At 52.2% G+C, this 13,884-nt stretch carries 12 protein-coding genes; 6 read left to right on the forward strand and 6 right to left on the reverse strand.

The features are described from left to right. Position 1: 1 nt before the first annotated feature. From FIU95_RS00410 to FIU95_RS00435, 6 genes are all read right to left on the reverse strand, one after another. Positions 2-1,093 (reverse strand): MoxR family ATPase, encoded by a 1,092-nt coding sequence (locus FIU95_RS00410; protein WP_253868775.1) that lies wholly within the window; start codon positions 1,091-1,093, stop codon positions 2-4. Next, positions 1,003-1,728 carry a DUF4159 domain-containing protein gene (locus FIU95_RS00415; protein ID WP_152450434.1) on the reverse strand — a complete coding sequence of 242 codons (726 nt, stop codon included), beginning with the start codon at positions 1,726-1,728 and terminating at the stop codon, positions 1,003-1,005. The genes FIU95_RS00410 and FIU95_RS00415 overlap by 91 nt, the downstream gene beginning before the upstream one ends. Positions 1,729-1,942: 214 nt before the next feature. Beyond that, positions 1,943-3,574 (reverse strand): TldD/PmbA family protein, encoded by a 1,632-nt coding sequence (locus FIU95_RS00420; protein ID WP_152450436.1) that lies wholly within the window; start codon positions 3,572-3,574, stop codon positions 1,943-1,945. A 27-nt stretch (positions 3,575-3,601) separates the two neighbouring features. Continuing rightward, complete coding sequence (locus FIU95_RS00425) at positions 3,602-4,933, reverse strand: TldD/PmbA family protein (RefSeq protein WP_152450438.1); 1,332 nt, start codon at positions 4,931-4,933, stop codon at positions 3,602-3,604. A 35-nt stretch (positions 4,934-4,968) separates the two neighbouring features. Next, positions 4,969-6,600 (reverse strand): TldD/PmbA family protein, encoded by a 1,632-nt coding sequence (locus tag FIU95_RS00430; RefSeq protein WP_152450440.1) that lies wholly within the window; start codon positions 6,598-6,600, stop codon positions 4,969-4,971. Between the two features lie 208 nt (positions 6,601-6,808). Then, positions 6,809-8,191 (reverse strand): nicotinate phosphoribosyltransferase, encoded by a 1,383-nt coding sequence (locus FIU95_RS00435; protein ID WP_152450442.1) that lies wholly within the window; start codon positions 8,189-8,191, stop codon positions 6,809-6,811. A gap of 298 nt (positions 8,192-8,489) precedes the next feature. Between FIU95_RS00435 and FIU95_RS00440 the strand changes: the two genes are divergently transcribed. The 6 genes from FIU95_RS00440 to FIU95_RS00465 all read left to right on the forward strand — a co-directional run bounded on the left by FIU95_RS00440 (position 8,490) and on the right by FIU95_RS00465 (position 13,884). Continuing rightward, entirely contained in the window at positions 8,490-8,945 is a 456-nt protein-coding gene (locus FIU95_RS00440; RefSeq protein WP_152450443.1) for a hypothetical protein, read from the forward strand. A 166-nt stretch (positions 8,946-9,111) separates the two neighbouring features. Continuing rightward, positions 9,112-9,774, forward strand: coding sequence for a PspA/IM30 family protein (locus FIU95_RS00445; RefSeq protein ID WP_152450445.1), 663 nt, complete (start codon positions 9,112-9,114; stop codon positions 9,772-9,774). Further along, on the forward strand, positions 9,774-10,427 hold the full coding sequence (locus tag FIU95_RS00450; RefSeq protein ID WP_152450447.1) for a YqiJ family protein: 654 nt from the start codon (positions 9,774-9,776) through the stop codon (positions 10,425-10,427). The genes FIU95_RS00445 and FIU95_RS00450 overlap by 1 nt, the downstream gene beginning before the upstream one ends. After that, positions 10,428-12,137: a flotillin family protein gene (locus tag FIU95_RS00455; RefSeq protein WP_172975286.1), complete on the forward strand. Its 1,710-nt coding sequence runs from the start codon at positions 10,428-10,430 to the stop codon at positions 12,135-12,137. A gap of 131 nt (positions 12,138-12,268) precedes the next feature. Continuing rightward, a complete protein-coding gene (locus tag FIU95_RS00460; RefSeq protein ID WP_152450449.1) occupies positions 12,269-12,832 on the forward strand; it encodes a zf-TFIIB domain-containing protein in 564 nt (187 codons plus the stop codon). 98 nt (positions 12,833-12,930) lie between these two features. Next, positions 12,931-13,884: a DnaJ C-terminal domain-containing protein gene (locus FIU95_RS00465; RefSeq protein WP_152450451.1), complete on the forward strand. Its 954-nt coding sequence runs from the start codon at positions 12,931-12,933 to the stop codon at positions 13,882-13,884.

Below are 13,884 nucleotides of genomic sequence, written 5' to 3' on the forward strand. Positions count from 1 at the left end.
ATCAGTCCCGGCCCGGTTCCGGCACCGCCGTCAGTAATTCTTCAATCAGCTGTGGCATCTGCACGCCATCGGCCTGGGCCTGGAAGCTGAGCAGCACCCGGTGGCGCAGCACTGGCAGTAACAGGCTGCGGATGTCCTCGCGAGTGACGGCGAGGCGTCGTTGCAAAAGGGCGCGGGCCTTGGCGGCGAGAATCAGAGCCTGCCCCGCGCGGGGGCCGGCGCCCCACTTGATCCACTGTTGCAGGGTATCGCTGCCGCTGGTTTCCATACGGGTGGCGCGCACTAGTGCCGCCACGTAGCGGTACAGATCGTCGCTGACATGAATTTCTCGCACCAGTTGCTGCATTTCGCGCAATTGCTCCGCATCCAGGCTGGGGCTGGGTTTGACCCTGCTGGCACCGGTGGTGGAGCGCAGGATTTCAACTTCATCCCGCTCATCGGGATAGTTGATATGAATATTTAACAGGAAGCGGTCCAGCTGAGCTTCCGGCAGCGGGTAGGTGCCGGCCTGTTCGATGGGGTTTTGTGTGGCCAGTACGAAATAGGGATCGGGCAATTTGAGTGTTTTACCGCCCACCGTTACCGAGCCTTCCTGCATGGACTCCAATAGGGCTGCCTGGGTTTTCGGCGGCGTGCGGTTAATTTCATCGGCGAGCAGGATATTGGTGAAAACCGGGCCCTGCTGGAATTTAAAAAAGCGCTTGCCGGTGCTGTGGTCCTCTTCGAGGATCTCACTGCCGAGAATATCTCCGGGCATTAAATCCGGGGTGAACTGTACCCGCTTAAAATCCAGCGCACTGGCATCGGCGAGGGTTTTTACCAGCAGGGTCTTACCCAGCCCCGGCACCCCTTCGAGTAGGGCGTGGCCCCCGGCCAACAGACAGATCAACATCTGCTCCACCACGGGTTTCTGGCCGACAATCACCCGTGCAATCTCCTGCTGAAGATTGTCGAGGCTGTGCAGTTGTTCTTCGATACTATTTTCCAGGGTGGTCAGCATAATCAGCTCGTCAGTGCGTAAATAACAATGTTCACCGCAAATTTTGTGTTGTCGATGGCGAGCCAGCGTTTGTTGCGGTAGTCGTAGTCCCATTCGCAGCCGAAATCCTTATTGCTGTAGAGCACGGCGATACGGCCGTTTACAACAATGGCTTTCAGGTAGTCGTGTACCAGATCATCTCCCCAGCCATTTAATTCAAAGCTGGTTACCGGCAATTCATCGAATTGAAAGAAACAGCGGTAGAGGTCGTGATCGTCCGGGAGTTTTTGCAGGCAGTATTCGCCAAACAGCTCGGTCATTTGCGCTTCGAAAGATTTGGCAAAGAGACCGTCGATATCGTGGTTGCAGTCGTCGACAAAAACAAAGCCGCCGCGATTGACGTAATCGCGAAAATTCTTTGCCTCTTCCGTGGTGAACTGCACCAGCTTGTGTCCGGCCAGGTAGCAGAAAGGCGCCAGCAGCATTTTCTTATCGGCCAGCGGCACTATGTGCTCTTTGGGATCAACCCTGAGATTGGTGTATTCCACCAGTGAATTGAGCAGGTTGGAGGGCATGCGCTGATCCACATCCCAGTCACCGGACTCGTACATCAAGCGGGTGAAATAAAAATCGTAGTGCTCCTGCGCACTACCCGGTGCGGTATTTTGTGCGCGTGTGCCCAGCGGCAGCGCTGCGGCGCAGCTACCCAGGATCAGGCGCTGGAGAAAAGCCTTGCGGGTGAGGGACACGGGATAACTCTGTTACTGCGTTGGTTTTTATTGTTGAGAGCAAAGGAAAGAAGGTGCTCCGTTCGAGACACGCTGTAAATACATCCCTGTACGCTCGTAATCGGCATCCATGCCTCATACGGTCTCGAACGGAGCACCTTCTTTCCTTCTACCCATTTATTTTCAATGCTGGGAGCTGACTGGTTTGCTGGCCAGCTCCCGCCTGGATCAATGGCTAGCCCAGCTTGCGCTTGGTGTTAATCACATTGATACCGTCGAAGCGTGCAGTGGAACTACCGTGGGATACCGCACTGGTTTGCATCGGCTGTCCCTTACCGTCAAAGAAGGAACCACCCAGGCGGTAATCATCTTTGTCGCAGACCTGCGAGCAGGCATTCCAGAATTCCTGGGTGTTGGACTGGTAGGCGACGTCCTCCACCATGCCGGTAATCTTGCCGTCTTCAATCTCGTAGAACAGCTGCCCACCGAACTGGAAGTTGTAGCGCTGCTGGTCGATGGAGAAGGAACCGGCACCCACAATATAAATGCCTTTTTCCACATCCTTGATCATATCGTCTACGCTCAGCTCTTCTTTGCCGGGCAACAGCGAAACGTTAGACATGCGCTGGAATTGCACGCTGGACCAACTATCTGCGTAGCAGCAGCCGTGGGATTTCTTTTGCCCCAGCATATGTACCTGGTCGCGGGTGGCCTGGTAGTTCACCAGCACACCGTCTTTTACCAGATCCCAGTTGCGGGTCTTCACGCCTTCATCGTCGTAGCCGACGGCACCGAGAGAGCCGGGCTGTACCTTATCGGCAAACAGGTTGACCTTGTCGCTGCCGTATTGGAATTTGCCGCTGCGCCATTTATCGATAGTGGCGAAAGAGGTGCCGGCAAAGTTGGCCTCGTAGCCGAGCACGCGGTCCAGCTCCAGCGGGTGGCCGACGGATTCATGGATGGTGAGCCAAAGGTGGCTGGGGTCCAGCACCAGGTCGTACTTGCCGGGTTTGACCGATTTAGCCGTGAGCTTTTCCTTGGCTTGTTGCGCCGCCAGGCGTGCATCTTCGGCCATATCGTAGGAATCGCGATAGAGCACCGTCTGCGCTTGGATCTTGTCTTCGGCGCGGCCATCCAGATATTCAAAACCGCGTCCTACCGGCTGGCTAAGGCCCTGACGGGTACGGAAGCCGCCGGTTTTCTTATCCACTGCGGTGACCGAGAAGGGCGCCCACAAACGGTGAACATCCTGGTCGATATAGGAGCCGTCGGTAGAGGCAAAATACTTTTGCTCGTTTACCAGGTACAGCATGGAGTTGATATAGCTGGCGCCGGCATCCAGAGCGGACTTGTTCACGTCCATCAGCAGATCCACCTTGTCGGCCAGGGGGATCTGCATAGCGTTTTTCTGGATCGGTGTCTGCCAGCTGACTTCGCCATGACCTTTTACCGGGGCCAGTTGTACTGGCTCCTGCTGGTACTTGGAGTTGGCCTTGGCCGTGGCTACTGCCTGACGGGTGGCGCGGGCGACGCCATCGGCTGTCAGGTCATTGGTGGCAGCAAAGCCCCAGGTGCCGTTGGCAATAACACGAATTCCCATACCGATAGATTCAGTGTTCACCACGTCCTGCACTTTCATCTCGCGGGTGACCACGTATTGGTTCAGGTAACGGCCGATGCGTACATCGGCATAAGTGGCGCCGAGTTTGGTGGCGGTATTCAGGGCCACATCGGCAAATTCTTTTTTAACAGAGAGATCAATACCGCTTTGCGTCAGTTTGCTCTCGGCCACCAGATTGCCGGACAGCGGCAACATGGAAACACCCAGGCCGGCACCGCTGAGCTGGAGAAATTTTCTTCTATCCATTTCGTTATCCTCGATGGGTGCTGGCGGTTAAACGGCGTCAGAAAGGCTGCTGAAGGTAAAGTCGCGGACTTTTAATGCAGGAATCATGGCGGACATGCCCCACATACCCACTCGCTGGGGTATACCCATATCCTCGATATTGTTGAGCATGATTACCGGGCTCTCATTGAAGCGGAAGTTCTTCACCGGGTATTTGATCTTGCCGTTTTCGATATAGAAGGTGCCGTCGCGTGTGAGGCCGGTGAGCAGCATGGACTGCGGATCGACCATACGGATATACCAGGTGCGGGATACCAAAATACCGCGGCGGGTATTTTTGATCAGTTCTTCGGTGGATTTATCGCCGCCGATCATAATCAGGTTGTTGGGCTCAGGGACCACTTCGCCTTTACTTTGCTCGGCCCAGTAGCGGCTGCGCGCCAGGTTTTTCACTACGCCGTCTTTCACCCATTCGGTGCGCCCCAGCTGCATAAAATCACCGTCGGTCCAGGGTTGAGCCGGCACATCGAGACTGGTGGGATCGGAGTAGAAGGTTACGCGCTTGTCGAACATCTTCTCGCCAGTGCGGTTGCCGCCGCCCTTTTTGCTCATAAAGCTGCGACCTTCGTCGGCACTGCGCGCATCGAAGCCGCTCATCATGTAACCCACCAGGCCGGACACCGCATTGGGCTCCAGAATCACGGTGTACTTGCCTGGCTCCAGAGCGCGGGCTTCCTGGGACAGGACCGCCTTGTCGATGGCGACAGAGGAGGTGCTGCCGGTATTCATTGCACCGAAATCGGTAACATCACTTTCAGCCCAGCCGGAACCCAGGCCATTCTCGGTGCGCATGGTTACGGTGAAGTTGGCGGAAGTGGAGGCGTGGTAGCCGAACAGGCCTTTACTGGTGGCGACTGCGGCAAAAGAACGTTCGTCTTCCAGATAACCCGCGGCAACCACTTTCTTTTCCTTGGCCGCAATAATGGAATCTGCGGCTGCCTTGGCGCGCTGGTCTGGGGTGATATCTGCGGTGGACTTGGCAAAGCCGTCAACGCTGACATATTTCTGTGGGCCCAGCATCGGCATAGCTTCCGGATTTTCCGGGGACAGCTTGGCCAGCTCTTCCGCGCGGCGCATCACTTTTTCCAGGGAGGCATCGCTGAATTCGTTGATGGTGGCTACACCGGATTTCTTGCCGAAACGGGCCTCTACCGCCAGCTCGATATCGTTGACGATGCCGCTGGTGGAAACACTGTTGCGCGCATAGCGAATATTGCCGGTCTCGCTGCCGGCCAGCTGCGCGCTGGCTTCATCGGCGCGGCTGTATTTCAAAACCTTATCGAGAATACGCTTCGCTTCACTTCTACTCAGAATTGCCATTGCCTTTTCTCCAATTACTTATTCTTGTGCGCCCTTCAGGAAATCTTGCGCTTGGTATTGATTACATTAATTTTGTCAAAACGGGTGGTGGAGCAGCCGTGGGATACCGCACTCACCTGGCTGGGTTGGCCCTTACCATCGAAGAAGGTTCCGCCCAGGCGGTAATCACTGCTGTCGCATATTGCCGAGCAGGAATTCCAGAATTCCTGCGTGTTGGACTGGTAGGCGACGTCCTCAACTTGGCCAACGATCTCACCGTTTTTGATCTCATAGAACAGCTGTCCGCCGAACTGGAAGTTGTAGCGCTGCTGATCGATGGAGTAGGAGCCGCGCCCGACGATGTAAATGCCTTTTTCCACATCGTGGATCATGTCTTTGGCTGAGTACTTCTTCTCTCCCGGAGCCAGGGAGACATTGGGCATGCGCTGGAATTGCACACTGGACCAGCTATCGCCATAGCTACAACCGTGGGATTCTTTTTGGTCGATCATATGCACCTGATCGCGCGTGGCCTGGTAGTTCACCAGGATGCCATCTTTCACCAGATCCCAACGCTTGGTTTTAACCCCCTCGTCGTCATAGGCGACGGCACCGAGGGAGCCCGGTTGTACCTTGTCGGCAAACAGGGTGACCTTGTCGCTGCCGTACTGGAATTTGCCGCTGCGCCACTTATCCAGGGTGGCGAAGGAGGTTCCCGCATAGTTGGCCTCGTAACCCAGCACGCGGTCCAGCTCTAATGGGTGACCCACAGATTCATGGATGGTCAGGCACAGATGCGAGGGTTCCAGTACCAGATCGTACTTGCCCGGATCGATGGATTTGGCGGAAAGCTTTGCCTTGGCCTGCTCGGCCGCGAGCACCGCATCCTCGGCCATATCGTAGGAGGCTTTGTAGAGCGTGGTCTGTCCGCGAATCTTGTCTTTGTCGTGGCCAGCCAGGTATTCATAGCCTCTACCCACTGGGTCGCTGAGGCCATTGCGCGTTTTGAAAGCCCCGCTTTTCTTATCCACCGCGGTCACCTGCATAGGTGCCCACAGGCGGTGGATATCCTGGTCGATATAGGAGCCATCGCTGGAAGCGAAGTATTTCTGCTCATTCACTAAATACAGGGAAGATTGGATATAGCTGGCTCCGGCTTTGAGTGCGCCATTGTTCACCTCCATCAGGAAATCGACTTTCTCACTGATGGGCACTTGCAGGGCATTCTTTTTGATCGGTGTCTGCCAGGAAACTTCGCCTGCGCCTTTCACGGCTGCCAAGCGCACAGGCTCGGTCTGGTATTTAGCATTGGCCTTGGCAACGGCAACCGCTTGGCGTGCGGCGCGGGCGACGCCATCCGCAGTCAGATCGTTGGTGGCGGCAAAACCCCAGGTGCCATTGGCGATCACGCGGATACCGGCGCCGAGGGATTCCGTATTGACGATATTCTCCACGTTGGTTTCGCGGGTCATAACGTACTGATTGAGATAGCGACCGATGCGCACATCGGTGTAACTGGCTCCGGCTTTGCGCGCCGTGTTTAGGGCGACATCGGCCAGGTGTTGTTTGTGCGAGCTGTGCATGCCCTCATTGAGCAGTTGCTCGGCGCTGACCTGAATACCCTGCAGCGGTAACAAAATACCACTGGAGCCGACGCCGGCGATCTTGAGGAATTTTCTTCTTTCCATTGGCTACCTTTATCCCCCCAATAGGGTTTGGGGGTGTGCTTATTGTTATTGTGCCCGATACATAAAGAGGCCCGGCCGGGCGCCTTGTCCAGACAGCAAACCTATACAGGTAACAGGCCATGATTGCCTTTGTAAAGTGTTGGCTCGGTGAAGTGAGGTTTGTTGGGGGCAAATGGTTGTGGGGAGAAGAAGGGGAAGCGCCGGGTTGTTAGATCGCTGCGCGCTGACGTACTTCAGAAAAAGTTGTTTCTAAAAGCAGCTCACCGTTACGAAACACTGGTCTCAGTAAATTCTTGTGTTGATTTAGATCCTCCAGACGAATGGTCTTGAAGTCACCACTCTCACTTTGAATCAGGGCCAGACGACCGCGCTTGGATTTTTTCTCTGGTCCCGTGCGTGGGTCCTTGTAAATATCCCGCCAGAGACCATTGATGCGAATGGCACTGGCCTTCATGGCAAAGCTCATGAGGTCCCTGTCCACTTTTTGCAGCAGTCCGCCTCCCATTCCGAAAGCGACATTCTCAGCGCTCTGTTTATGCTTCTGCATTGCCTGCAGTATTTGGGGAATAGTGATACGAGAAATACTATCTCCCTGGATAACACGAATATAATCCGGCAAAACACGATAGCCTTTGCTATTGGTGTGGGCGCCAAAAATACGCATTAATCGCTCTATACATTCGACAACGATCTGCACAGGATTGCCGGAGTCTGGGCGGATAACCAAGGTCCCGCCACTGCTTTGAATCGTGTTTTTTAATTGGCCGCCCCAAATGTTCTCCACCGCGTGCCATAAATCATAGCTATCACTGACCACAGCAACGGTTTTATTTTTACCGGAAAAATGCTGCAGAATATTTTGATAGGCCAATGCCTCCCCATCACGGCCCCAGGCGGTGATGGTACTGTGTTCCGCAGCCGGAATAGAAAATCCGGGCATATCGGCATGGTAAAAATTTCTCGCACCTAATATTCCGGAGAGCGTATCGGTTCCTTGAAAATTCACCAGATGAGCCATACCACCCAACATGGCACTTTCCAAGCTACTGGCTCCACGAGCGCCAAAATCGTGCAGTTGAAAGGGTAGGGTATTTTGGCTGTCGGCCGTTTGCTGTAAAAAATGCGCAATAATTTTTTTTATTTCCCGGCTCTGTGTGGCGACAGTACATGGGTACCAGAGAGCGCGCACTAATGCGGTCTCAATATAACTAGTTAACCAGAAACAGGATGGGCAGGTATTAACGACTTGCGCTGTGACATTGTGTAAAGGAATGACCAAGCCTTCCTCGACAGCGGAAATCTCTAAAGGCAGGAACCCTCGGTGTTGTTGAACAATATGCTCCCAGCCCGTGCGATAAAAGGGTAAACCGTGGGCCTTGAGTAGCTTTTCTGCCTCTTCGATATTGGCTGTTGTGATAGGGCTTTGTAGGTACTGCTTTATAAAAGCCTGCAAACCAAAAAATACGGTCTCAGAGAATTCCCCGCCGCGGCACTCGATATAGCTGCTAATAAATTCCGCGCCTGGTGGATATTGCTGATAGTGGCTGGCTTTATAGCTATCGACGTTGAGAATCAGGTTTTCTATCGACATTAAGTTCGTCAATTGGCGATGGGATTGTTGAGTCTGTCACCAAAAGCCTGTTCTGGTGGGTGGTATATAAAAATATTTTTGGCGGAAATTTATCCCTGTAAGCGTGTGTAATTTAAAACGTCTGGCGGAACTAAAAACAGTTTTTTACAAAAATACCCTGAATTATAGATAGCACAGTTACTAGCAGAATATTTTTCTACACCGGCTGGTTCTGCCGTACTAATAAGCCATGCGAGTTTTTATTGACCCCGCGTATAGCCGTGTGTACTTTTGTATACACGGCAAGCAAGGGATCATTATGCTCAATAAAACACAATCCATTTCGGCGCGCCTATCGGCGGAAGATTATGCGTATTTAATGTCGATCGATCGCAATGGGGCGATCACCCAAAGTGAGAAAGTACGCGAAATTATTGCAATGGCGAGAGAGTCAGTTGGCGGGGACAGCCTTTCCCGCAGCTATCTCTCCTCAGCAGAGGCCATGTTGCCGTTAAAGGCCCGCTATTTAGAAGAAAACCAGCGAAGCTTATTGATAGAAGCGGTAATGGAGTTGCTCACAGAAAGTGCCGCCATTATTCAAAATGGGGCTAGCAATGAGCCAATGGCGCCGGAATTGGAAAAAGACTTGTTGCCGAGCGTCGAGGCTTTCCTGGAAAAAATGTTGCTGCTGTCGCAGCAGAGCAGTCCACGTAGTATTCACCGTGATTCAGCCGCGAAAATTCGTGAACGCTTAGAAAGTGAAACTGCGGAATAAGCATCCGCGTAATTGAGTTTTAGGGGTAAACAAGCGGAACTACTACCGCTGACATAAAAGTGGTAATTCAGCGGCTTGTTGTGGAAGAAATAAATTGGGTTTGTCGGATCGTGAGGGATTTGGTCTGGCTTTGGTGGAAATTGAAACAGTAAAAGGAAAGAAAATTATGAGAGAAGGATTAATTAAGCGCATCTCACGACTGATTTCGGCATCTGCCAATGCGGTGGTGGACTCGGTAGAAAGTGCAACGCCACAACTGGTCATGGAGCAGGCTATTCGCGAAATAGATGATGCTACTGCCGATGTGCGCGAACAGCTTGGTAAGGTGGAGGCGGCCAAGTATCTCAATAGCAAGGCGCTCAATGAGGAAAATAATCGTCACAGTGCTCTCACTGAGCAAATTGATATCGCGGTAAAAGAAGGCCGGGATGACCTGGCTGAAGCGGCCATTGCCAAACAGATGGATATCGAAGCGCAGTTGCCGGTACTGGAAAAGGCTATTGCCGAGAACGATACTGAAATGCAGGAACTCAATGCTTATATCAGCGCACTGCAAGGCAAAAAGCGGGAAATGCGTGAGCAGCTCAAAGAGTTTATCAAGGCTAGCGAGCATGTCGCCAATGGTGTGAGTGACTCTGGCCGCGGCACTAGCCGTAAAACAGAGACACAGGTGGAGCAGGCAAGCGACGCCTTTGACCGAGTACTAGAGCGAGCAGGTGTACACACCTCAAAATCCAGTGTTGACGCAAGCAAGCTGGCTGAACTCGAGGAGTTGGCGCGCAACAATCGTATTAAAGAGCGGCTGGCCAAACTCAAGTCGGAGGCCTGATGGCTTTTCTGTTACAAGACCAGAATCTGATCTTCACCGGTGCGCTGGTATTGATGTTAATGATCGCGGTGCTCGAAGGCGTGATGATATTAATCGGTGTCGGTATTTCGGATCTGCTCGATAACTTGCTGCCAGATATTGATATCGATGGTCCGGATGGTGGTGCATCAGGTGGGTTGACTAAAGTTTTGGGCTGGCTGCGCTTTGGCGAGGTGCCAGCACTGATCCTTTTAGTGGCATTCTTGGTTGGCTTCGGCGTTACCGGTTTGCTGATCCAGATGTTTGTTGAGTCTACTTTGGGTCTGTTATTACCTGGCGGCTTATTGGCGCTGGTAGTTTTTTTCCTGGCGCTGCCACAGGTGCGCTTTGTCGGAAATTTACTGCGGCGTTTTGCTGTTGGTGATGAAACGCAAGCGGTGGGAAGAAATTCCTTTATCGGCCGGGTGGCGATAATTACCATCGGTAAAGCCGAGGCTGGATCGCCCGCAGAAGCGCGTTTTAAAGATGAATATGGCACTACCCATTATGTGATGGTGGAGCCGGATGAGAGTGAAATTTTTAACCAGGGGGAGAAGGTGTTACTGGTAGAGGAGTTGGGTGTGCATTTCCGCGTGACTCGTCCCACCAGCCAACATCTGATGGAAAATAATTAAATGGAGAATCTAGCAGTGATAGGAAACCTACCCGTAGTCGTATTTATCGCCGGTGCAGTACTGGTCGGCTTGATTGTAATCGGTACTATTTTTGCGCGGCTTTATACCCGTGCCTCTAAAGAGCGTTCTTTTGTGCGTACCGGCATGGGTGGGCAAAAAGTCATTATGAATGGCGGCGCACTGGTGTTACCGGTATTACATGAAATTATCCCGGTGAATATGAATACCCTGCGCCTTGCGGTTTCCCGCAAAGAGCATCAGGCACTAATTACCAAGGATCGCATGCGTGTGGATGTACTCGCTGAGTTCTATCTGCGCGTGAAACCCGATGCCGAAGCGATTGCCAATGCGGCACAGACTTTGGGTTTGCGCACCCTGGACCCCGAAGCCTTAAAGGAAATGATTGAGGGTAAATTTGTCGACGCGCTACGCTCTGTAGCTGCCGAGATGGAAATGGCAGAGTTGCATGAACAACGCAGCCAGTTTGTACAAAAAGTGCAGCAGGTAGTTTCTGAGGATCTGCTTAAAAACGGATTGGAACTGGAGTCAGTCTCATTGACCGGTCTGGATCAGACCCATAAAGAGTTCTTTAACCAGGACAATGTGTTCGATGCCGAAGGCCTTGCCAGCATGACTCGCTCCATCGAAGCGCGTCGCAAGGAAGTGAACGACGTCGAACAGGAAACCATGGTGCAGATCGAGAAGAAAAACCTCGAAGCCGAGCGCCAGAAACTGGAAATCGATAAGGAAAAACGCTACGCCCATTTGGAGCAACAACGCGAGTTGGAAAATCGCGAAGCCGCGCAAAAAGCCGATATTGCTCGAGAACTGGCTGCACAAGAGCGGGCCGCACGTCAGGCCGAAATTGAGGCCCAGCGTGAAGTAAGTCAATCCCAGATTGCCGCAGAGCAGGCGACTAAACTCCTGGAAATTGAAAAGGAGCGTCGCTTAAAAGAGCAGGAAATTGAACGTGAGCGAATGCTCGATGAGCAGCGTATCTCCAAAGAAAAGTCGGTAGAGATTGCCGAGCAGGAACGTGCAATTGCCGTCGCAGAAAAATCTAAAGAGCAGTCCCAGGCAGACCAACAGGCTAATGTTGCCTTGGCGGAAGCGGTAAAAGCGGAAGAGCAGGTGCGTACCGCCAAGGACGTGGAAATTGCAGAGCGTGACAAGCGCATTGAGATTATCGAAGCGCAAAAGGTGGCTGAGCGTCAGGCTACCGGCATCAAGGTAATGGCCGAAGCGGAGAAATCGGCTGCAGAAGATAAAGCCGAAGCGCTACGCCTGCAGGCTTCTGCTGAGGCAGAAGCAATTCGCATCAAGGTCGAGGCTGATCGCGAGAAATACGCGGTGGATGCTGAAGGCCAGCGCTTGATGAACGAAGCATACAATAGCCTCAACGAAGCTCAGATTGCATTGAAGAAAGTGCTGAGTCTGCACGAGAATCTGCCCAATATTATCCGTGAAAGTGTTAAGCCTCTTGAAAGCATCGAGGGTATGAAGATCATCTCTGTTGAAGGTTTAAATGGCTTGGATGGTCGTGCGTCCAGTGGAATTCTGGATGGAGAATCAGAAGCTAAAGGCCAAAGCCTACCAGAAGCTTTAGTCGGCAGTGCTCTGAAGCACCGTGCTATGGCACCCTTAGTGGATTCCCTGCTAAAAGAGGCGGGGGTTGGTAACTTGAGCAAACCCGTAGAGATAGAAGTTTAGTGTGGTTACGGATAAGGTAAAGAAGCATTATTAGAGCTTTATTTACTAATTTCTCAACTGATAAAAAATCAATCTCTCAACCCAGGCCTTTAAAATAGGCCTGGGTTATTTTTTTAAAGGGAAGGCAATTTATGAAACGCTGCACAAGTTGTAAAAATGGTGTGCTTAAGACAGGTTTTTTGGAAGAGTTATTTCGTGCACATACCTGCTCCAACTGTGGGGGAAACTGGGTTCTGGTTGAGGACTATCTGAGTTGGAAAAGAAAAAATGCCGATTACCAGTTTTCAGATAACCTAGATATCCTGAATGAAGAGGTGGCTGAAGATACCAAGAAAGCTATTTTATGTCCGGTATCTGGCGTAATTATGCAGAAATTTAAAATTACTGCAGGCAGTGAGCACCGTTTGGATTATAGTCCAGCAGTTGGTGGTATTTGGCTGGATAAGGGCGAATGGGAGCTGCTTAAGACTGAAGGGCTTGCAGGTTCCTTGAACTTTTTAGTTACCAATGAATGGCAAAAGAAACTCAGAGACAGTAATGCTAGAGAGACTTTCTCTGAAGTTTATCGGAAACGCTTTGGAGAGGAGACCTATGGAAAGGTGAAGGAGTTTCGTGTGTGGCTACAAAACCAAGAGAACAAGGCTGATATTACAGCCTATTTAGTTGCAGAAGATCCTTATTCTGCCGAGCGCTGAGTTGAATCAAATTAAGTGTTACGGTGGAATAATCTATACGCCGTAGATTTTTCCTCTTTTGATGGCAGACTGCAATTTCATCAGCTTTTATTAAAGCCATGGAATACAAGGACTATTACAAGATTCTCGGTCTGGAGCGGAACGCTGATCAGGCGGAGATAAAACGTGCCTATCGAAAGTTGGCGCGTAAATACCACCCCGATGTGAGTAATGAAAAGGATGCGGAGGAGCGCTTTAAAGAGGTGAATGAGGCCTACGAAGTGCTCAAGGACCCGGAGAAGCGCGCAGCTTATGACCAGTTGGGAAGTGGCTTTCAGTCTGGTCAGGACTTCCGGCCACCACCTAATTGGGATCAGGGTTTTGAGTTCCACGGCGGTGGTTATACCGATGCCGATAGTGAGGCTTTCAGCGATTTTTTTGAGAGTTTGTTTGGGCGGGGTGGATTTAGTCAGGGCTATGGCGGCAGGCAGCGGCGCCAGTACAGCGCTCAGGGGGAAAACACCTACGCGCGAATCGCCATAGACCTGGAGGATAGTTATCGCGGCAGCAGCCGGCAGATTACCCTCAAGCACACCGTGTTGGGCGCAGATGGGCGCCCCCAGCTGGAGGAACGCACTCTAAACGTCAAGATTCCCAAAGGTATTACCGAAGGCCAACAAATCCGCCTGGCCGGGCAGGGGGAAGCGGGTATTGGTGGGGGTAAGGCCGGCGATCTCTATCTGGAAATTACGTTCAATCCCCACCGCCTTTACCATACCGAGGGCACAACGGTTTACCTGGACCTACCCCTGGCTCCCTGGGAAATGGCTCTGGGTGCGAAGGTACAGGTCCCCACACCGAGCGGCTCCCTAAAAGTTACTATCCCCGCCAATAGTGAAAACGGTAAGAAACTGCGCCTCAAGGGTCGGGGGATACCCGCCAAGCAGCCTGGAGACATGTATATTGTGCTGCAGACGGTTACACCTACTGCGACTACTGATGCCCAGCGCGACGCCTATCGCCAGTTCAGTGAGGCATTTGATTTCAACCCGCGCCAATCCATGGGGAGCTGA

This window comes from Microbulbifer sp. THAF38, from assembly GCF_009363535.1.
Taxonomy (GTDB): domain Bacteria; phylum Pseudomonadota; class Gammaproteobacteria; order Pseudomonadales; family Cellvibrionaceae; genus Microbulbifer.